We start from the raw sequence: 21611 nt of genomic DNA, 5'->3' as shown, positions 1-21611 counted from the left end.
ATAGCGTGAAGAATTTGCTAGAGACTAGAAAGCTCTGTGTCTCATTTGGGGAACACCATGTGATTAAAGATGTGAATTTGGTAATACCAAAAGGAAAGCTTATTTCTATCATTGGGCCAAATGGAGCAGGGAAGACAACTCTATTTAATTTATTAAGTGGACAAATTTCTCCAACAAAAGGAGAAATTTATTTTAAGGGTTGTGACATTACAAAGTTATCGATACCAGAACGAACACGTCTTGGGATGGGGCGATCATTCCAACTTACTAATATATTTCCTGAATTAACAGTGATTGAAAACGTACGCTTAAGTGTGCAGTCATTTGTTCAAGATTATTATAGTTTTTTTCCAAATGTATCTCGATTGAAGCAGCAGATGGAAGAAGCGAGACGACTTTTGAAGACAGTACTGCTTCATGAAAAGGAAGAAGTAGTAGCGAAAGATTTGGCGCACGGAGAAAAACGAAAACTGGAATTAGCGATGCTATTAGCACTCAAGACTGATGTATTGTTACTTGATGAACCGACAGCTGGTATTTCTGTGGAGGAAGTCCCGGCTATTTTGCAAGTAATAGAGAATGTAAAGAAAAATCGTAACAATACAATTGTACTCATCGAACACAAAATGGATATGGTCTTGCATTTGTCAGATCACCTTGTCGTATTATTTCATGGAGAGTTATTAGCCGAAGGATTGCCGGAGGAGATTATGAAAGATGAGCGTGTACAAACGGCATATTTAGGGGGATTATACGGTGACACTATTAAAAGTAGATAATATAGAAACGTATTTGGATCAGTTTCATATTTTACAAGGTGTTTCCTTCTATGTTGAGGAAGGAACAATTACTGTATTGTTCGGAAGGAACGGGGCTGGAAAAACAACAACATTACGTTCTATTATGGGATTTCATCACATTTCTAATGGCGATATTTATTATTGTAATGAGAAAATTAGTGAGTTATCCACTCATTTGATTTCACGAAAAGGAATAGGTTATGTCCCAGAAAATCAAGGGATATTTCATGATTTAACGGTAGAAGAAACATTTTCTCTTGCTAAAGTGAAGAACGGGATAGAATATGCAGAAAAGGTAGAATGGATGCTCGATTTATTTCCAGATTTAAAACAATATTGGAATAAGAAAAGTGGGCTGTTGAGCGGAGGACAAAAGCAAATGTTGGCGATTTCAAGAGCATTTATTAATAGTGATGGATTACTATTAATCGATGAGCCAAGTAAAGGATTAGCGCCGATTATGATAGAAAAATTAATGTCGGCTATTTTGAAAATGAAAGAGAAAACAACTGTTTTACTTGTAGAACAAAATTTTATGATGGCAAGCCAAATCGGTGATTATTTTTACATTATGGATAATGGGAAGATTGTTCATAACGGTCCGATGCATGAACTGAAAGAAGATAAGGAAACATGTCATAAATATTTAGGGATTTCTTAACATTGATACGGAGGAGGTATAGAACGTGGATGTGTTAGTAAATTTGTTTGTAAATGGTGTTTCGACAGGGATGCTTATTTTCTTATTAGCATCTGGGCTTTCGCTTATTTTTGGTTTAATGAGTGTCCTTAATTTTGCTCACGGTGGATTGTTTGCATGGGGGGCTTTTACGGGAGTATGGCTCTTTAATATGACGGGGAGTTATGTACTTGCATTAATAGGTGCAATTTTGATGGGAATGTTTCTCGGTTTCATTTTAGAAAGGTTTCTCATTCGTCCTGTGTATGGAAATCATGTTCGGCAGCTTCTCGTTACACTCGGTGGAATGCTTGTACTTAGTGAATGTATAAAAGTATTTTGGGGGCCGAATCCAATTAGTGCTAAATTGCCAACGTGGTTACAAGGAAGCTTTACATTTGATGGGATTATCTTAATTAAGTATCGCTTATTTGTTATTATCGTTGGAGTCGTGATTTATATTGGCTTAATGTTGTTATTACGTAAAACAAAAATAGGTCTTATGATTCGTGCAGGTGTAATGGATAAAGAGATGGTGCAAGCTCTTGGTATTAACGTAAAGGCTATATTCTCTTTTGTCTTTTTATTAGGAGCTGGAATGGCAGCGTTAGGAGGATTTCTTCTTGCACCGTACTCAGGCGTTATTTTTGCTGAAATGGGTATGCAGTATGCAATTTTAGCTTTTATTGTTGTCATTATTGGAGGATTAGGCAGCGTGCAAGGTTCGGCGCTTGCATCTTTAATTGTTGGGCTGGCTGGAGCGTTTACGGCATATTATATACCTGATTTATCACTCGCAATCAATATGTTAATGCTATTGTTTTTCTTAATAGTCAAGCCAACGGGACTTGTTGGTGAAAAGGGGTGAAATGGTGAACAACACATTGAATCGGGCTGGGATATATTTTGGTATAGCTGCATTGATTTGTTTAAGTGTATTCCCTTTCGTGAATGATTCGCGGAGCTTACTCATTTTGTTCACGCAAATTTTCATCTTTGCTATATTTGCAATGAGCTTTGATCTTCTTCTTGGATATACAGGGATTGTTTCATTCGGTCATTGTATGTTTTTGGGAATAGGGGCCTATTGTGTGGCAATCTTATTTGATCGATACGAAGTTTCCGTAATCAGTTTTTTCATTGGCGTTGCGATAGCAATTGTATTATCAGCGATAATTAGCTATATAATTGGCTTACTCTCTTTACGGTTAAAAAGCCATTTTTATGCAATGTTAACTTTGGCTATCTCTCAACTATTCTTTGTTCTCGCTGAAAAATGGCGAGCTGTTACACATGGCGGAGATGGATTTACATTCGGGGTACCTGATATGTTTCGTGACCGCTTTACATTTTACTATATTACACTCGTATGTCTACTTGTAATTTTTTTATTGCTTCGCCTATTTACTCAATCTTCTATTGGAAAAGTATTGAAAGCAATTTCGCAAAATGAACAACGGGTAGAAGCACTTGGATATAAGGTTCTTCACTATAAAATTATTGCAAGTATAGTTGCAGGAGTAGTAGCAGCGATTAGCGGTGGTTTATTTGTTATCACATTACGCTTTATAAATACAACTGTCTTTTCAATTGAAATGACTTTGAATGCTTTATTAATGACAATGATAGGAGGAGTGGGTACGTTAATTGGAGCGATTGCTGGCGCAGGGATTATTGAATCTCTAAAATATTATTTATCGGAACTGGGGGCGCAATATCCAATCTTTGAACGATGGACGATTTTCCTTGGGTTACTATATATTATTGTATTATTAGGTTTTCCGACAGGATTGGTTGGAACGGTTAAAAAAATAAGAACTATAACAAAAAAGAAGAGGGAAGAGAAAAGTAAGGAAGTTGAACATAGTGCATGAAACACTGCCTCAAAGTACGTCTGATCGAGTTCGTGTATATGAAGTTTTTGCTATGATTGATTTCATTTCAAATGGTCGTGCTGAAATAGTAGTTGGACATGGTTCACGTATAGGGGGATAGAGCTTACTTAGTTACGGTGTAAATACTTTTGAAGAATTATTTGAAGAGAAAATGCTCTACCAATATGAATTATATGGGCAATAACGATTTATGGCACAAATTGATTTTGGTGGTGTGCCATTTGATAGGAGTGTAAAAAAATATTGAATTGATTGCGACTGAAATTATGCCAGCCATTAAAAAGTACACAACAAAATAAGTCAGAAGAAACACTGAGAATGTAGTCCATTCTCGGTGTTTTTATTTTTTTAATTGAAAAGTTCTCCTTAAGTGAAGTGAAGGTAAAAGTAGTTCAATATATTTTTGACTTTTAGAAAATGACCAAAATGTGAATTTTTATATAAAAAGGGGAGGGATTTTTCTATTTGCAAATAGTAATATTACGAGTTTGAATTTTCGAAATATAGTTTCCTCTTGACAAAATGTAAGAGGATTTTCGGCTAGAGCTCAGGGGCATTTTTTAGAGGGAAAGTCGAGTGCATGAAGAAAAAATCGACTTTTTCAATGCTGCAAAAGTAAGTGTCATATTATAAAAATACGTTTTTATAATATGAGAAACCATTTCAAAAAAGTGACAAACGACATATTTCAGACAAAATCCTGTCAAGAATACGTCAAAAATCATCCGAATTTATTATGTAAGTATATTATACAATTCGATTAACGAACAAAACACTGTGGAAATAGTGAAAAAGATAAGTCTCATAAAAACAGAGCTTTAGTTTCGTTCGAAAAAAGACTGGAAATTTCTATTTTCTAACAATACATAAGAGGTACTATCTTTTCGTATTTCCAATAGATTGAGCTGTAGTATTCATTATTCCAATCATTGTGACTCAATCTATGTTCAAATATAAAAATTCAAGAAGGAAGTGATTGTGATATGGATATGCTCGAATTGGCAAGAATTCAATTTGCATCCACGACGATTTTTCATTACTTTTTCGTTCCGTTGTCTATTGGCTTGGCGTTTATTATCGCATTAATGCAAACAATGTATGTGGTTAAGGGACAAGAAATCTATAAGAAGATGACAAAGTTTTGGGCTCAGTTATTCCTCGTTAACTTTGCAGTAGGAGTAGTAACAGGTATTTTACAAGAATTTCAGTTTGGTATGAACTGGTCAACTTATTCACGTTTTGTTGGTGATGTATTTGGACCATCACTTGCGATTGAAGGGCTTTTAGCCTTTTTTATGGAATCTACATTCCTTGGGCTGTGGGTATTCGGCTGGGATAAGTTACCGAAAAAAATTCACCTTCTATGTATTTGGCTTTTATCACTTGGAACAATGTTATCAGCATTTTGGATTTTAACGGCAAGTGCTTTTATGCATTCTCCGGTAGGGTATGAACTGGTAGAGGGACGCGCGCAGATGAATGATTTTTTGGCGATTATCCAAAATCCACAATTATGGGTACAGTTCCCGCATACGATTACAGCAGCAATGGCAACAGGTGCATTCTTTATTGCTGGTGTTAGCGCATGGAAAATTTCAAGAAAACAAGAGACGGAGATGTTTAAAAAGTCTTTCCGAGTTTCAATTACTGTTGGAACAATTGCAACAGCGCTTGTATTATTTTTTGGCCATGCGCAAGCACAACATTTAATTAAATCACAGCCAATGAAAATGGCAGCAGCAGAAGCATTATGGAATACAAGTGAGGATCCTGCACCGTTTACAGTTGTGGCAGATATTAATCCGGAAACAAAATCGAACTCGTTTGAGATCCAAATTCCATATATGTTAAGTCTATTGTCTTACGATAAATTTAGTGGTCAAGTGGAAGGAATGAACCAACTTCAAAAGCAATACGAAGAAAAATATGGACCTGGAGATTATATTCCGCCAGTACGAACGATGTTTTGGAGCTTTAGAGCGATGGTAATGAGCGGGACTTTTATGTTGCTTCTAGGAGCTTATGGATGGTTTTTATCAAGAAAAGATCGCTTAACTGAAAAGTCTTGGTATTTAAAGATGATGGTATATGCGATTGCACTTCCGTTTATCGGTAATACAGTAGGGTGGATTATGACGGAAATGGGACGCCAGCCTTGGGTTGTCTTTGGCGTTATGAAAACAGAAGATGCAGTGTCTCCGAATGTTACATTTGGAGAAGTATTATTCTCGCTTATTTCATTCACATCACTGTATTTAATTTTAGGAGGAATTTGTGTTTACTTATTCGTTCGTATCATTAAAGGGTATGCGAATAAGAAGGCTAAAAAGGATTATCAAAGCCATGATCCGTTTGATAAGGAGGAAGACTATGTTGTCTCTTAATGAGTTGTGGTTTTTAATTATCTCGACCTTATTTATTGGCTTCTTCGTACTTGAAGGTTTCGATTTCGGAGTAGGGACAGTTTCAAGGTTTTTAGGGAAAAATGATTTGGAGAAACGAATATATTTAAATACAATTGGACCGTTTTGGCACGCGAATGAAGTATGGCTTGTTTGTGCTGGTGGCGCTATGTTTGCAGCATTTCCACATTGGTATGCGACACTATTTAGTGGTTTCTATATTCCTTTTGTATTTATACTTCTCGCTTTAATTATAAGAGGAGTCGCTTTTAAATTCCGAGGTAAAATAGAAAATCATAAATGGAAAGGTATATGGGATTGGGGAATATTAATTGGAAGTGTATTACCACCTCTAATTTTTGGGATTACAATTTCAAACTTTATGGTTGGTGTACCAATTGATGAAAATAAAAATGTCGTAGGCGGGTTCATGCAATTACTTCATCCATTTGCGTTACTTGGCGGAGTAATGTTCCTTCTTTTATGTATTGTTCATGGGTTGCACTTTATTACTTTACGTACAACAGGTAAATTACGAGAACGTGCACGTATTGTTGCGATAAAAATTGCTCCTGCTTCATTAATAACACTTCTTCTTTTTGCAGGTGTAGGATTATGGAAAACGGACATTTTTACTATCCATGGCACAGAGTGGATTATGGTTCCAATTGGAGCTTTTGTAGCGTTATTTGCCTCTACTTTATTAAATAAAAGAAGAAGAGATGGTTGGGCTTTCTTTATGACAAGTTTAACAATCATTTTATTAAGTGCAAGTGTGTTTATCGGTATGTTCCCACGTGTCATGATTAGCACATTAGGAGCAGTAAATGATTTAACGATTTATAATGCTGCATCAGGGGATTATGCATTAAAACTCATGAGTTATTTTTCTATTACTATTTTACCGTTTGTTATAGGAAGTCAAATATGGAGTTTTTATGTGTTTAAGCAACCTGTTAAGTCAAACAATGATTTGGAGTACTAATGAAAAGAAAAAGAGGACTTCCGTCGTATCCTGGTAGCCGGTTTTTATATGTAGTGTTGAGTTTTATTAGTATTTTAGAAGCTTGTAGTATTATTGCACAAACAGTATTTTTAGCACGTGCCATTACATGTTTATTTCAAGGAGAAACAGTACAAGCTGTGCTGAATGATATTTTATATTTTGGAATTTCATTTGCTGTACGTCAAATATTAGTTCGTACTTCACAACTCTTTGTCGAACGTTTTGCTGAAAAAACAGGATTAGCATTACGTAAACGATTAATAGAGGCGTATTTCACATTAGGACCAAGATTTGTTCAAACAAGTGGAACGGGTCATCTGGTGACCTTATCGATTGAAGGGATAGAAAAGTTTAAAACTTATATTGAATTAACAATCCCTCGAATGATTAGAAGTTGTATCGTTCCAGCGCTCCTTGTTATATATATTTTTACACTTGATGTGGAATCTGCAGTGATTTTGGTTGTAACCATCCCGATTGTTATTGTTTTTATGATTCTTTTAGGATTAGCAGCGCAGAAAATGGCTGATAATCAATATGATACGTATCGCGTATTATCAAATCATTTTGTAGATACATTAAAAGGGTTAGAAACATTGAAGTATTTAGGGAGAAGTAAACAACATGAAGGTAAGATTGAAAAAGTAAGTAAAAAATATAGAAAAGCAACGATTCGTACTTTGCGAGTTGCTTTTCTTTCTTCTTTTGCTCTCGATTTTTTTACAAGTTTATCGATTGCCTTTGTCGCAGTAGGTCTTGGAATTCGTTTAGTAGACGGATCTATCACGCTATTACCTGCTCTTACTATTTTAATTTTAGCTCCGGAGTACTTTTTGCCAATTCGCCAAGTCGGGGCAAATTATCATGCGACGTTAGATGGACAAATTGCGATGGAGCAAATTGAAGAGATTTTGCAAAAGCAAAAAAATATATCAGTCCAAGTAGTTGATACAAATGTTAAATGGGATTCATTTAGTAGTATGGAATTAAAACGTGTAACAGTTTGCAATGATGAACATGCAAAAGCAATGTTACAAGATGTTCACTTTTCATGGAAAGGTAACGGAGCAATTGGGATAATTGGTGAAAGCGGGGCTGGCAAATCAACATTCATCGATGTGTTAGCAGGTTTTCTCCGACCTACGCATGGCAACATTGTGATAAATGGAATGGAAATAGACTCATGTAAGCGGGAAGATTGGTTACAAAACATTGCGTACATTCCGCAACAACCATATATTTTTCCGATTTCACTAGGAGATAACATTCGTTTTTATGAACCAGAGGCGACTGATGAGGAAGTAGATAGTGTGATAGATGAAGTAGACCTTCGCTCGCTAGTTCAATCTTTACCAAGCGGAATACATGAAAGAATTGGAGAAGGAGGACGGATGCTAAGCGGGGGGCAGGAACAACGTATTGCAATGGCACGTGCTCTTTTAAGTAAAAAACCAATTATTTTATTAGATGAACCGACAGCCCACCTTGATATTGAAACAGAATTTGAAATAAAACAAGCGATGCTTCGGTTATTCAAAGGAAAGTTAGTTTTTCTGGCAACACATCGGCTTCATTGGATGAAACAAATGGACCATATTCTTGTATTAGAAAAAGGTAGTGTTGTAGAAAGAGGGACTTATGAAGAGATTTTTGTACTGAAGGGAGGAGAAAGAAATGAATAACTGGATTGGGCCATATATAAAACAAAATAAGGGGAGAATGCTCTTGACGATTATTCTCGGTATTCTTGGAGTAAGCTCAGGTGCGATGCTTCTATTTATTTCAGGTTATTTAATTTCTAAATCTTCTCTCAGACCAGAAAATATAATGGCTGTGTATGTCCCGATTGTTGCAACACGAGCATTTAGTATAGGGCAAGCTGTTTTTCATTATATGGAACGATTGGTTGGCCACGATGTGGTTCTCCGTATATTGGAAAATTTACGTACAAAGTTATATAGAATTGTAGAACCGCAAGCTTTATTTTTGCGTTCGCACTATCAGACAGGAGACGTTTTAGGGATATTATCTGAGGATATTGAACACCTTCAAAATTTATACTTGCGTACAATCTTTCCTAGTATATTGGGATTAGTTATATATAGTATATTTGTTATAGTTCTTGGAACGTTTGACTGGATATTTGCACTTACTGCTGGGAGTATGTTAGCTGTTATTATTTTTCTCATCCCAATGTTATCGTTATTTTTAATGAGGAAGCACCATACTACATTGAAGCAAGGTAAAAATCGCTTATACCAGCAATTAACGGATGCTGTATTTGGATTATCTGATTGGCAAGCAAGTGGGCGAACAGCTGAATTTGTAAAGGAATATTCAGAGCATAATACTTCGTTGCTAAAAATCGAGAAGAAGATGAAACGTTGGCAACATATTCGAGATGGGCTTATCCACTTAACGGTAGGGATCGTTGTGATTTCTATGATTATATGGGCTGGAAAGCAGGCGGAAAGTGAACAAATTGCTCCAACGATTATTGCAGCGTTTGTATTAATGACATTGTCAGTGACAAATGCATTAATACCTATCTCAGATGCAGTTGATCGGATTCCATCGTATATAGATTCTATAAGTCGACTGAATCGTATTGAAAATGACATCGATTTGCCCAGCGAAGATCAGGATGAATTTGCATATGGAGAGAAAGAATTTACTATACCAAAAAAAGTGGGAATTCAATTAGAAAATGTTACGTATAAGTATCCGCAAAGTAACGAACTTGTATTGAAAGATATATCAATTACCATTCCAGCAGGAAAAAAGATAGCCATATTAGGGAAAAGTGGGACAGGAAAATCTACGCTATTAAAGTTATTAACAGGAGCGATCTATCCGCTAGATGGTCAAATATTGGTTGACGGGGAAAAAGCACATACTAATTTTTTATCGAATTATATTTCTGTGTTAAATCAAAAACCACATTTGTTTGATACAACAATAGGGAATAACGTACGTATTGGGCGACCAGAAGCAGACGATCAACATATTTGGTCCGTTTTAGAACAAGCGCAAATTGCTGCGCATATTTCATCTCTTCCAGATGGATTTCAAACAAAAATGCATGAAATGGGTAAGCGATTTTCTGGGGGAGAACGACAAAGAATAGCCTTCGCGCGAACACTTATACAAGAAGCGCCTATTATTATACTGGATGAACCGACTATTGGCCTAGACCCTAAAACAGAATCCGCTTTATTAGAAACGATGTTTACAGCAACAAAAGACAAAACGGTCATTTGGGTCACACACCATCTTATAGGGATTGAGCATGTAGATGAAATCATCTTTCTTGAAGATGGTCAAATTAAGATGCAAGGTAGTCACAAGAAACTTCTTGTAGAAAATGAGAAATATCGTAGACTTTATGAGATGGATAAAGGGATGTAAGAAGATTGTTATAAAGAGAACAAATTTTTGATGTGCCTCGTATATTCCTTGAAAGTAAGCTGCTTAGAGAAGTTTTATTTTTATGGTGAATGTAGCATTATGACTAGCTGTGTTTAGAATGCATAAATCAAAGGCAATACTGAAACCATATTAGAGTTGTACCTGAAAGGCAGTGATTGTATGTTTGAGGAAGAGGGAATCGTTTTAATTATGGAGCCTATTGATGAAAGGAATGTTAGGAAATTTATTTTGACGATACCAAAGGCGGTGTATGAAGAAAAAGAAATCTCATTAAATTATGGGGCTTCCATAGGCGAGGGATATACGAATATTATTGATGAAATCATTGGAATACATATAGAATCAGAATTTGTAACGGTTGTAGGATATGTAAAACCTTAGTTGTATGGAAGAAGAATAAAAAGGGACTGAAAGGTTTTAATCGAATACATAGGATATAACGTTTTAAAAGTTAATAATAACAAGGTTTTGTATGAATGTAGGGAGGTAAAGAAGTGATGATAAAAAAAGCTATGCTATTCTTGTTTATAATGGTAATTGGTTTAACTGGATGCTCTATGATTGAAGAGGGAAAGAATACAGTGGATTATGCTCAAAAGGCGACAGACTATGTTAATGAAGTGAGTACATTTGCCAATGAAGCACCGCAATTAGTAGAAAAAGCAATTAACGATAGTGCTGCTCGCAAAGAATTAGAGACTAAACTTAACGAAATTCAAAAGGATATTCCAGCTTTTAATGAATTAACACCTCCGGATGTAGCAAAGGATATTCATCAGCAAATTGTTGGATATAATGAAAAGTTAAATACATTAATTGATACAACGGTAAACAAGATAGAAGAAGGGAAAATGGATGTAGAACAATTCAAAAACTCGGAACTGATGCAGACAGTTCAACAAGTTCAAGATTTAAAAGACAAGATTCAAAACTTAGGTCAGTAAATATAGAAAGTAAAAAAGTTCGTTGTGTATAACGGACTTTTTTTACTTGGTTTGACCTTGACGATGTAAAGGCATTGTTGTTATGGTTAAATTTGAAATGATAATAGGTAGAGTAAAAGGAGTTTTAATGATGAAAAGGTTAGGACGAGGAAGTGTAGTAATACTCTTTGCTATTATTTTAGGTACATGTTGGTTCTTTTTTCAGGGGAATATTCTAGAAAAGAGTGCCAAAGCAAAAGGGAAAATGGCAATAGATAGTCCGCCTTTACAAGTAGCAGAGTTACCAAAGATGGGGCTATCTGAAAAGGAGATTCCTCAAAAGTATGTACCAGTAGTTGAAGCGAGAGCAGCGATGATTCTTGATGCAAGTGATGGACAAGTTATGTATAAAAATAATGCGGAAGAGTTGCTGGCTCCTGCGAGTATGTCAAAGATGATGACAGCATATATTCTTTTAGAAAATGTCCATCAAGGAAAAGTTCATTGGGAAGATCAGGTGAACATAAGCGCTAAATCAGCACAAACAGAAGGTGCTGGAATTCCGGTACAACCAGGAGATGTGTTGACGGTTAAAGACTTATATCATGCGTTAATGATTAAATCAGCTAACAATGCTGCAGTTGCTTTAGCAGAGCATATAGCGAAGACGGAGCAAGATTTCACTCAACTTATGAATCAAACAGCGAAGCAACTAGAATTATCAGAAGTAGCCAAGTTTGCAAATGCTTCTGGATTGCAAGAAGCTGATGGAAGTGAAACAAAGCTGACTGTAGCTGATGTAGCGAAATTAGCATATCATCTTGTAAAAGATTATCCAGAGATATTAGATGTCACACATTTACCTCAAAGTCAGTTAGCCTTTAAAAGTACAATTGTTACAAGTACAAATGAAATGTTGAATTCGGCTAACCAAGAACTTTATATGGAAGAAATGGATGGATTGAAAACGGGTTTCACTGATAGTGCAGGCTATTGTTTTACAGGGACTGCAAAACAAGGTGATAAGCGAATCATAACAGTGGTTATGGGTACGAAGAGTAACATGAAACGTTTTACAGAAACAAATAAACTTATGTCTTATGGCTTCCAGATTGTTAAGTAAGTGAAACAGCTTGTTTGAAACTCGCATTGAGTAGAAAATGAGCTGTTTTTCATTTTATCGGGAATATAAAAAGTATCACTAACACAAACTGAAAAAGTATGAAGGTGATAGATTGAATTTATTTTTGTTTGTTGATAGGATGAAGTAGGAGACTTATTATTAATAAGTTGGAGGCGGAATATATCGTAATACATATGAGTAAGCCTCAAAATGACAATTGGAGGGAATTAGTATGGCAAAAGATTTTTATTCAGCAATTGAAGACAGAAGATCAATTTATGCAATTAGCAAAGAGCAAGTTGTTTCTGATGAGAAAATTCAAGAAGTAGTAAATCATGCCGTAAAGTACACACCTTCATCTTTTAATTCTCAGAGTGCAAGGGTTGTTGTTTTATTAGGGGAACAACATGATAAACTATGGGATATTACGAAAGAAACATTACGAAAAATTGTACCTGAAAATAATTTTGCACCGACTGAAGAAAAAATGAATGCATTTAGAAGTGGTTATGGCACAGTTTTGTACTTTGAAGATAGTAAAGTAGTAGAAGATCTTCAAGAAAAGTTTGCCTTATATAAAGATAATTTCCCAACTTGGTCTCAGCAATCATCGGGAATGTTGCAATTTACAATTTGGACCGCGTTAGAAATTGAGGGATTTGGTGCAACACTTCAACACTATAATCCGTTAATTGATGACGATGTAAAAAAAGAGTGGAATATTCCTGCAACTTGGAAGTTAATCGCTCAAATGCCATTTGGTAAACCAGTTGCACCAGCAGGAGAAAAAGAATTTCAACCGTTAGAAACGCGTGTTAAATTTTATAAATAAAATACGAAAAAGATTGCCTGTAATAGGTAATCTTTTTTATTTACACGGGACAGATAGTGAAATGCATCAAACACCTAGGGAATGCGGTTAATAGCGATTCTCCTAGGTGTCTGTGCGGATAAATGTATGGGGAAATAACTATAGTTTATATGGGTTCTGATGATTTAAATCATTCTCTTGATTTTTAATCGTCATTTTTAATTCGGATTTTTTTGTTTCGATGGTTGGGAATGTTCTAAACGTTACCAAGGATAGTGTACGAACGAATGTATAGTAAAAAGTAATATAGTGTTTCGAAGTATTATCAATGATTTGCTCCATGGATAATGATGCCCCTCCTAATTATTTGAAGTATATTGGTTATTTTAACACTGAAAGGATAAAGATTCCAAATTATTAAGTCTTTAATTAAAAAGACCGAAATAATCTAAAATATTTTTGCTATGGAAAAGAAATGATATATGGCCATGCAATCGAACAAAAAGGAAACGCTTTTTATACAGATGATCCCGTGCACGTATATTTATCATTTTAATCGAGAAGACCCTTTCCTCTAAACGAAGTGAAGGTAGGGGTAGTTCAATAGAGAACTATATATGGCATAATATATTAGTTAATCGTTTAGTAAAAGAAAGTGAGAAAAACATGGATTCGTGGATTGGTCCGCAACGTAATAAATTCTTTTTTGTATAAATATAAATTTTTAAACACTATATAGTTGATAAATGTCGAAATTTTTGTCATGATAAGAAGGTGACTCATGAAAAGAACTATTTTGTAAGACTAGTAGAGAAATTCATTGTTTATTTAGATATCATGGTGTTATTTGTCTAGTAAGTAAAGAATGGGTACGATTCTTTTTTGTAATAGAAAACAGTAAATATTTTATTACAAAAACGCTGTATATGTATTTGGAATTCACATGAAGTTCACATGAAGTTCACATTGATAATTTAAAATGTTTACGTGTAAAAAAGAAAGCCCTTGTATAAAAATGGAATTTAATATGAATTCATTTCCAATGTTTTGGTGAGATATTAAAATTATTTTTTTAAAGAGGGTAGTAGGGAAAGGGAGTTAATACAACTTATGAAAAAAGTACTAGCAGGTTTAGCGGCAGCATCTGTAGCTGGTGTGGCAGTTCCTGGTATGGATACCGCTCACGCACAAGTTTCAGCTGATGCACTAAAAGAGATCAATGGACAAACTGAAACGCAAACACAAACACAAACTGAAACACAAACAACAGTAACTGAAACACAAACTGGAACTTCTGAATTAAAATACACAGTAACAGCTGACGTATTGAATGTACGTACAGGTGCTGGTACAGGAAATGATATCGTTTCTAAAGTAACAGAAGGTCAAGTGTTACAAGTAGTTGGTGAAGAAAACGGCTGGTTTAAAGTAAATGTAAACGGTACAACTGGCTATGTAAGCAGTGATTTCGTAACAACTGGTGCGAAAACAGGAACTACTGTTCAACAAGGAAAAGGTGATTATACAGTAAATGTTTCTTCACTTAATGTACGTACAGGTCCTAGTGCTTCGCATACAGTTTTAGGTACTGTAAGCAAAGGACAAACTGTACAAGTTGTCGGTGAAGTGCAAGACTGGTTTAAAATTAACCACAACGGCGAAACTGGTTATGTAAGTAAAGACTTTGTAACAAAAGGCGGTACAACAAATGTAAGTACACAAACGGAAAAGCAAAACAACAATGATATGACAGTTCGCAAAGATGGCTCATATGTTGTTGATACAGGAGCTTTACGTGTACGTACAGGCCCAGCTACATACAATGCAGTAATTGGTGGCGTAGTAAAAGGCCAAACATTAGACGTGATTGGTGGAGAAAATGGTTGGTATAAAATTAACCACCAAGGAAAAACAGGTTATGTAAGTGCAGACCTTGTTAAGTTTGTAAAAGGCGGAACAGGTAATGTAACGACACCTTCTCGTCCAACTACAGGCGGTGAGCAAGGAAATGCACAAGTAGAAAAACCACAAACAGAAAAACCGACGACGCCATCTGCTAATGGCTCATCAATTACATCAATTGCACGATCATTAAATGGTTCACCATATAAATGGGCAGGTACAACACCTGCTGGTTTTGACTGCAGTGGTTTCATTTACTATGTATTAAAACAAGCTGGTGATTCTGGTTCCCGTAAAACAGTTGCTGGTTACTGGAGCAGCAAGCAACATACTAGCAATCCGCAACCAGGTGATTTAGTATACTTTAGCAACACTACTGGTGCTGGTGGTATGACTCATATGGGTGTTTACTTAGGAAACGGTCAGTTCATCAGTGCAGAAACTGAAAAAACTGGTGTAAGAATTAGCTCAGTTAATAACCCTTACTGGAGTCAACATCTAGCAGGTTACACAAAAGCATAATAAGAGAATTTAATTCTTCAATATGATAGGAAAAAGCTTTCTAGGAAACTAGAAAGCTTTTTCTATTTTAGATGTCTTTATGTGTCTAGTAAAAAAGTATCGTACAAATTATGGAAATGGTTAGGGCGGAATAAATTTGCTGCATGTCCCGCTAATGGAATCTCTTTATATAAAACGTTCGGAAGAATAGATTTTAAATCAAATAGACAAGATTTATAGAGATGATCATGTTCGCCCATAACCCATAAAATGGGGTGTGAGAGTTCTTTCAATTTAGATTTCAAATCAAATTCGAGACGGTGTCTAAGTGATTCTACAATAATGGATGAATGTAATTGTAATCCAAAACGATAATAAATATTTTTTGAAATAGCTGCAAAAGGGTTAGCTTTTAGTATGCCACCTGGAAAAATAGTATTCGCATATTGAGAGAGCCAAGTTGAATATTCGTCCCCACGTTTCTCCCAAAATTTTTGGAATACGTTATATAAAACAGATGGATTATTATAATGACCACCGATATGACAAAGACTTAATACTTTCTCAGGATATGTGTGAGCAAATATAGTAGCAATATAGCAACCATAACTTAGAGCGCAAATGTGGGCCTCTTGAATCCCCTCTTTTTCATAAAGATCTGACAATTGTTGTACTAATTTGTCTAAAGAAAAATCTATTGCTTGTCCTTTATCTTCACCATGACCTAATAAATCATACGTTATAATATTGTAAGAGGGAGAAAATCGTTTATATTCTTTTTTAAAAGCACGGCGATTTCCGACTAATCCATGAATGAATATAATGGTCTTTTTTTCAGAAAGATTGTTTGCTTGCACGGTATACCCCTTTCGATCAATGAAGATTAGAGAGATGTGTATGCTATGAAAATATATATTTTCATAGTTATATATGAATAAGTATTCTATAGTTCTTAAACTATAGAATGGGAATTGTATATATAAATCCATTTTGATTTTTCGACACATAACCCGCTGGTATGAAGAACAAAAAGTGAACTACACTCATTTTTTCTCTTTGTTTTCACTTGGCACGGGGATAGGAAGAGGGGCTGACCGCTTCTATGCATGGCCGGATGCTCTCTCCCTCCTAAAAAGAATGGTTTTATGTCATTTTTTCAATTTGTATTTATATATTAAGTACCAGGTAATAATATCAGATATTTATAGTTGTTGTAAAGATAAGAGTTTTTGTGTTTTATTACCAAATCAATAAATAAATCATTTAATTGTTTACATTCAGTTTACATTCATATCGTATTCTAATTGTAGAAATAGCAGTTTCGTTTGAAATAAGGAGATGAACAGGAATGGAAATACAAAATAACGAGAAGACAAAAGGAAGTTGGCGGAAGTTTTTACGCCTCATACAAGATACAAATCCTCCGAGAGGTATTCTTATTTTTGCATTAGTAATGAGTTTGTTCTCAACAGGAGCAAGTTTGTTTATTCCGATGCTTACGAAAGGGTTAGTTGATAATTTTTCGATTTCCTCAATCAGTACAATGCAAATTGTTGGCTTAGTTGCATTCTTTGTTGTTCAAACAATTGCAGCAGGGTTATCGATTTATTTCCTTAATTATATTGGGCAAAAAATTGTAGCTGGAATTAGAGAACGACTATGGAAAAAGGTTTTGATTTTACCGGTGTCTTACTATGATCAAAACAGAACAGGTGACACAATTAGTCGTATGACAAATGATACGGGTGTTGTAAGAACGTTAATTTCAGAGCATCTGTCTAACTTATTAACAGGTGGTATTTCTATTGTCGGATCGTTGATTGTATTATTTGTTTTAGATTGGAAAATGACGGTCTTACTATTAACTGTTATTCCGTTATCTGTATTGATTTTAGTACCACTTGGAAGAATGATGTATAAAATTTCTAAAACATTACAAGATGAGACAGCTTCTTTTACGAGTGTGTTAAATCAAGTATTATCAGAAATTCGTTTAGTGAAATCTTCAAACACGGAATCAAGAGAGTATGAAAATGGTAATAAAGGAATTCAAAAGTTATTACAATTTGGGCTTAAGGAAGGGAAAGTTCAAGCATTAATTACGCCAATTATGTCATTTGTTTTAATGGCGTTGCTTGTTATTATTGTAGGATACGGTGGCATGCGTGTTTCTAGTGGAGCATTAACAACTGGAGAGCTTGTAGCGTTCATTTTATATTTAGTACAAATTGTTATGCCGATGAGTCAACTGTCTATGTTCTTTACACAGTTCCAAAAAGCAATTGGTGCAACGGAACGTATTAATACTATTCTAGAGTATGAAGTTGAAAACCATACTAAAGGTGTTCTTGTAATGAGTGCAAAGCAACCAATTATAATTGAAAATGTAGATTTTGAGTATAACGAAGAAGAAAAGGTACTACAAAATATTCACTTTACGATTGAATCAGGAAAAGTGACTGCGATTGTAGGTCCAAGTGGTAGTGGGAAAACGACACTGTTTTCCTTATTAGAACGTTTTTATGAACCAACGAGTGGTGTTATAAAGTTAGGAGAAGACCCAATCTCAATATACTCCTTACAATCGTGGCGACGTCAAATTGGATATGTATCACAAGATAGTCCGTTAATTGATGGGACAATCCGAGATAATATTTGCTACGGAGTTGAAGGAGATGTAAGTGACGAGGACATAGAACGAGTAGCAGCGATGGCTTATGTTGATGTATTTATTCATGATTTACCGAAAGGATATGATACGGAGGTCGGCGAACGTGGTGTGAAACTATCAGGGGGACAAAGGCAAAGAATTGCGATTGCTCGTGCTTTAATCCGAAATCCGCAAATTTTAATGTTAGATGAAGCGACTTCAAGTCTTGATAGTAAATCGGAATCTGTTGTTCAAAAAGCATTAAATAATTTAATGAAAGGTAGAACAACTTTAGTGATTGCACATCGACTTTCTACAGTTGTAGATGCGGACAAAATTATTTTTATTGAAAAGGGGAAACTTACGGGAAGTGGTTCTCATGATGAATTGTTACGTTCTCATAATATGTACCGAGAATTTGCAATGCAGCAATTGAAAATTAAAGAAGGAGCACGATAAAACGATTGTAGTATTGGATTTTGAAGCAGTGGGGACATTTTTTACTTCACTGCTTATTCATGATTATAAATGGTATGACAAAAGAGGAGAGGTGATGATTTGATGCCGAGAATTTTAGTAGTAGATGATGATCCACACATTAGAGAACTAGTTTCTGTGTTCTTGGAACGAGAAGGTTTTCAAACTTATGAGGCAATTGATGGGGTAGATGCTCTTCGTAAAATAGAAGAGGTGAAAATGGATATGGTCATACTGGATGTCATGATGCCGAATATGGATGGGTGGGAACTATGCTATGAGTTAAGAAGGCATTACGATATTCCGCTCCTCATGCTTACGGCAAAAGGAGAAACTTCACAAAAGGTAAAGGGATTTCAATTAGGAACAGATGATTATCTTGTAAAACCCTTTGATCCATTAGAATTAGTTGTAAGAGTAAAGGCATTATTGAAACGATATCAAATTACAGTATCGCAATCTATTCAAGTCGGAAATGTATTATTAAATCGTAAAGCATTTGAGGTGACGATTGGGGAACAAACATTAACACTACCTTTAAAAGAATTTGAGTTGTTGTTTACAGTAGGATCTAAAGCAGGCAGAACGTGTTCAAGAGAGCAATTGATTGAAGCTGTATGGGGCTATGATTTTGAGGGGAATGAACGTACATTAGATGTTCATATTAATCGTCTACGTGAAAAGTTCCAAGAAGAACAATCTGGTTTTATAATTAAAACAATTCGTGGGTTAGGTTATCGATTAGAGGTAAGTAGATGAGCAGACGAAAGCTTTGGAAGGTAATAGGCAGTATTGTAGGCGTACTTCTTTCTCTCATTATACTTTGGACAATTGCTTTTTTCGTATCATCATATATGTTACAAGTTCTTAAAATCGAAGTGGCTCCTTTTTTTAGCTTTTTAATTAGTAATATTTTAAGCTTTTTATTTGCGATTTTAGCTAGTATGACAATTGGACTTTTAATGAGACCAAAGCGCGAAGCAATGATGTGGTCAATTATTGAGCCGATACAAAAAATTACAAAAGGTGATTTCTCTGTCAAAATAAGAAATGAAGAACAGTATGATGGAGAAATTGGTGTTCTTGTAAAAAGTATTAACGATATGGCGAATGAATTAAGTGAGATGGAGAGAATGAGACAAGAATTTGTATCGAATGTCTCTCATGAAATTCAATCTCCTTTAACATCTATTAAGGGGTTTGCACGTGCTTTGCAAGACGATCAACTACCCGATGAAAAGAGAAAACATTATCTTACAATTATTGAAACTGAAACAACAAGGTTATCTAAGCTTAGTCATAATTTGCTCAAATTAACATTGTTAGAATCTGAAGAGTATGTACCAGAGCGAGTAACGTATCGATTAGATCAACAATTAAAACAAATTGTGCTAAATTGTGAACCATTATGGAATGAGAAGGAAATTGAATTGGAATTATCTTTAGAAAAAATCCACATCACTGCAGATGAGGAAAGTATGAGTCAAGTGTGGATCAACTTACTTCATAATAGTATCAAATTTACACCTGGTGGCGGAGCAATTACAATTCAATTAAAACAAAATGGCGAACGAGCTGAAGTTCATATTTGTGATACAGGAATAGGAATTTCAGAAGAACAAAAACAACATATTTTCGAACGTTTTTACAAAGCAGATTCATCACGTAATCGAGCACATGGAGGTAGCGGTTTAGGGCTAGCGATTGTGAAGAAAGTGATTGATCTTCATAAAGGAGAGATACAAGTAGAGAGTGTGTTTGGAGAGGGAACTGAATGTATTGTTTCGATTCCTGATAGTAAGCACATTGTTTGAGAATAGAGGAGTGAGGGACAGAGAAAATGTTTTTCACGCTTAGTAGGAGCTACAAATATATAAATACAGATTGAAAAAATGACAGAAAACCATTCTTTTTAGGAGGGAGAGAGCATCCGGCCATGCATAGAAGCGGTCAGCCCCTCTTCCTGCCCCATGCCAAGTGAAAACAAAGAGAGAAAATGAGTGTAGTTCACTTTTTGTTCTTCCTAGCAGCGGGTTATGTGTCGAAAAACCAAAATGGATTTATATATAAGTTACCTGCAAGTAACCTACGCACATCAAAGTGCATAATTGCTTTTAGAACTAGATACATATAAACTTTATAATAGGAAAAGCAATTTAGAATGATTGAGGAGTGTTCCATTTGGCAGAGTTATTACAAGGGAAGAATGCGTTAATTACAGGAGCAGGGCGAGGAATTGGTCGTGCGGTAGCGATTGCCTTAGCAAAAGAAGGGGTAAACGTTGGTCTTTTAGCACGTTCTGAAGAAAACTTAAAAGCTGTTGCGAAAGAAGTAGAAGCAGAAGGTGTAAAAGCTGTTATTGCTACTGCTGATGTGTCTTCATATGAAGAAGTTACGACTGCTATTGAAACATTAAAAAATGGTTTAGGATCTATTGATATTTTAATTAATAATGCTGGTATTTCTAAGTTTGGTAAATTTTTAGAATTAGATGTTGCTGATTGGGAAAAAATTATCCAAGTAAACTTAATGGGTGTATATTATGCAACTCGTGCAGCATTACCGAGCATGATTGAACAACAGTCTGGTGATATTATTAATATTTCATCAACAGCCGGACAAAAGGGGGCACCAGTAACAAGTGCATATAGTGCTTCAAAATTTGGTGTTCTTGGTTTAACAGAATCGTTAGCGATGGAAGTACGTAAACACAACATTCGTGTAACGGCTTTAACACCGAGTACAGTTGCGACGGATATGGCAGTAGACTTAGGATTAACAGATGGTAATCCAGATAAAGTTATGCAAGCAGAAGATATTGCAGAGTTTATCGTAGCGCAGCTCAAATTAAATAAACGTACATTTATTAAATCTGCTGGACTTTGGTCTACTAATCCGTAAAAAGTAAAAAAGATTTGGCCCTAGGCCAAATCTTTTTTTGTTTATTTTTTAAATCTGAATTTTTTGTTTATAATGAGGTTGAAGGAGTCTCTTACATAATCGGAAGGGAATG

General features: G+C 35.3%; 19 protein-coding genes and 1 pseudogene. 18 read left to right on the top strand and 2 right to left on the bottom strand.

What is annotated here, in order from left to right:
- Positions 1-5 precede the first annotated feature (5 nt).
- The 13 genes and pseudogenes from ACX5JI_RS11880 (at position 6) to ACX5JI_RS11820 (ending at position 13089) form a co-directional block, all read left to right on the top strand.
- On the top strand, positions 6-779 hold the full coding sequence (locus ACX5JI_RS11880) for an ABC transporter ATP-binding protein (RefSeq protein WP_459501249.1): 774 nt from the start codon (positions 6-8) through the stop codon (positions 777-779).
- Entirely contained in the window at positions 757-1461 is a 705-nt protein-coding gene (locus tag ACX5JI_RS11875) for a branched-chain amino acid ABC transporter ATP-binding protein (RefSeq protein WP_459501248.1), read from the top strand. Before ACX5JI_RS11880 ends, ACX5JI_RS11875 begins: the two co-directional genes overlap by 23 nt.
- 25 nt (positions 1462-1486) lie before the next feature.
- A complete protein-coding gene (locus ACX5JI_RS11870) occupies positions 1487-2347 on the top strand; it encodes a branched-chain amino acid ABC transporter permease (RefSeq protein ID WP_459501247.1) in 861 nt (286 codons plus the stop codon).
- Between the two features lies 1 nt (position 2348).
- Positions 2349-3353 (top strand): branched-chain amino acid ABC transporter permease, encoded by a 1005-nt coding sequence (locus ACX5JI_RS11865; RefSeq protein ID WP_459501246.1) that lies wholly within the window; start codon positions 2349-2351, stop codon positions 3351-3353.
- A pseudogene (locus ACX5JI_RS11860) lies at positions 3331-3673 on the top strand (hypothetical protein); the annotation flags it as partial. The gene ACX5JI_RS11865 and the pseudogene ACX5JI_RS11860, both read left to right, overlap by 23 nt.
- A 684-nt stretch (positions 3674-4357) precedes the next feature.
- Complete coding sequence (locus ACX5JI_RS11855; protein ID WP_459501245.1) at positions 4358-5758, top strand: cytochrome ubiquinol oxidase subunit I; 1401 nt, start codon at positions 4358-4360, stop codon at positions 5756-5758.
- The gene (gene cydB / locus ACX5JI_RS11850) at positions 5745-6761 is read left to right on the top strand and encodes a cytochrome d ubiquinol oxidase subunit II (RefSeq protein ID WP_459501244.1); all 1017 of its coding nucleotides are present in this window, start codon (positions 5745-5747) and stop codon (positions 6759-6761) included. Before ACX5JI_RS11855 ends, cydB begins: the two co-directional genes overlap by 14 nt.
- Positions 6761-8464, top strand: coding sequence for a thiol reductant ABC exporter subunit CydD (gene cydD, locus ACX5JI_RS11845; protein WP_459501243.1), 1704 nt, complete (start codon positions 6761-6763; stop codon positions 8462-8464). Before cydB ends, cydD begins: the two co-directional genes overlap by 1 nt.
- Positions 8457-10190, top strand: coding sequence for a thiol reductant ABC exporter subunit CydC (cydC, locus tag ACX5JI_RS11840; protein WP_459501242.1), 1734 nt, complete (start codon positions 8457-8459; stop codon positions 10188-10190). The genes cydD and cydC overlap by 8 nt, the downstream gene beginning before the upstream one ends.
- Positions 10191-10370: 180 nt before the next feature.
- Positions 10371-10592 (top strand): hypothetical protein, encoded by a 222-nt coding sequence (locus ACX5JI_RS11835; RefSeq protein ID WP_459501241.1) that lies wholly within the window; start codon positions 10371-10373, stop codon positions 10590-10592.
- A gap of 116 nt (positions 10593-10708) precedes the next feature.
- Positions 10709-11155: a DUF6376 family protein gene (locus tag ACX5JI_RS11830; protein ID WP_459501593.1), complete on the top strand. Its 447-nt coding sequence runs from the start codon at positions 10709-10711 to the stop codon at positions 11153-11155.
- 130 nt (positions 11156-11285) lie between these two features.
- Positions 11286-12257 carry a D-alanyl-D-alanine carboxypeptidase family protein gene (locus ACX5JI_RS11825; RefSeq protein WP_459501240.1) on the top strand — a complete coding sequence of 324 codons (972 nt, stop codon included), beginning with the start codon at positions 11286-11288 and terminating at the stop codon, positions 12255-12257.
- A 232-nt stretch (positions 12258-12489) separates the two neighbouring features.
- Complete coding sequence (locus ACX5JI_RS11820) at positions 12490-13089, top strand: nitroreductase family protein (protein ID WP_459501239.1); 600 nt, start codon at positions 12490-12492, stop codon at positions 13087-13089.
- Positions 13090-13227: 138 nt separating this feature from the next.
- On the opposite strand, the gene ACX5JI_RS11815 is transcribed toward ACX5JI_RS11820, so the two are convergent.
- Entirely contained in the window at positions 13228-13410 is a 183-nt protein-coding gene (locus tag ACX5JI_RS11815; protein ID WP_459501238.1) for a hypothetical protein, read from the bottom strand.
- Between the two features lie 768 nt (positions 13411-14178).
- Between ACX5JI_RS11815 and entFM the strand changes: the two genes are divergently transcribed.
- A complete protein-coding gene (gene entFM, locus ACX5JI_RS11810; RefSeq protein ID WP_459501237.1) occupies positions 14179-15492 on the top strand; it encodes an enterotoxin EntFM in 1314 nt (437 codons plus the stop codon).
- 77 nt (positions 15493-15569) lie between these two features.
- Here entFM and ACX5JI_RS11805 read toward each other — a convergent pair whose 3' ends face one another.
- Positions 15570-16328: an alpha/beta fold hydrolase gene (locus tag ACX5JI_RS11805; protein ID WP_459501236.1), complete on the bottom strand. Its 759-nt coding sequence runs from the start codon at positions 16326-16328 to the stop codon at positions 15570-15572.
- A 491-nt stretch (positions 16329-16819) separates the two neighbouring features.
- Here ACX5JI_RS11805 and ACX5JI_RS11800 point away from each other — a divergent pair, with 491 nt between their 5' ends.
- The 4 genes from ACX5JI_RS11800 (at position 16820) to ACX5JI_RS11785 (ending at position 21499) form a co-directional block, all read left to right on the top strand.
- On the top strand, positions 16820-18580 hold the full coding sequence (locus tag ACX5JI_RS11800; protein WP_459501235.1) for an ABC transporter ATP-binding protein: 1761 nt from the start codon (positions 16820-16822) through the stop codon (positions 18578-18580).
- A 99-nt stretch (positions 18581-18679) separates the two neighbouring features.
- The gene (gene hitR, locus ACX5JI_RS11795; protein WP_459501234.1) at positions 18680-19357 is read left to right on the top strand and encodes an envelope stress response regulator transcription factor HitR; all 678 of its coding nucleotides are present in this window, start codon (positions 18680-18682) and stop codon (positions 19355-19357) included.
- Positions 19354-20412, top strand: coding sequence for a sensor histidine kinase (locus ACX5JI_RS11790; protein ID WP_459501233.1), 1059 nt, complete (start codon positions 19354-19356; stop codon positions 20410-20412). Before hitR ends, ACX5JI_RS11790 begins: the two co-directional genes overlap by 4 nt.
- Positions 20413-20779: 367 nt before the next feature.
- Entirely contained in the window at positions 20780-21499 is a 720-nt protein-coding gene (locus tag ACX5JI_RS11785; protein WP_000818985.1) for a 3-ketoacyl-ACP reductase, read from the top strand.
- Positions 21500-21611: the final 112 nt, after the last annotated feature.

This window comes from Bacillus sp. C1 (assembly GCF_054570475.1).
This window is presented reverse-complemented; position numbering and strand designations above follow the sequence as displayed.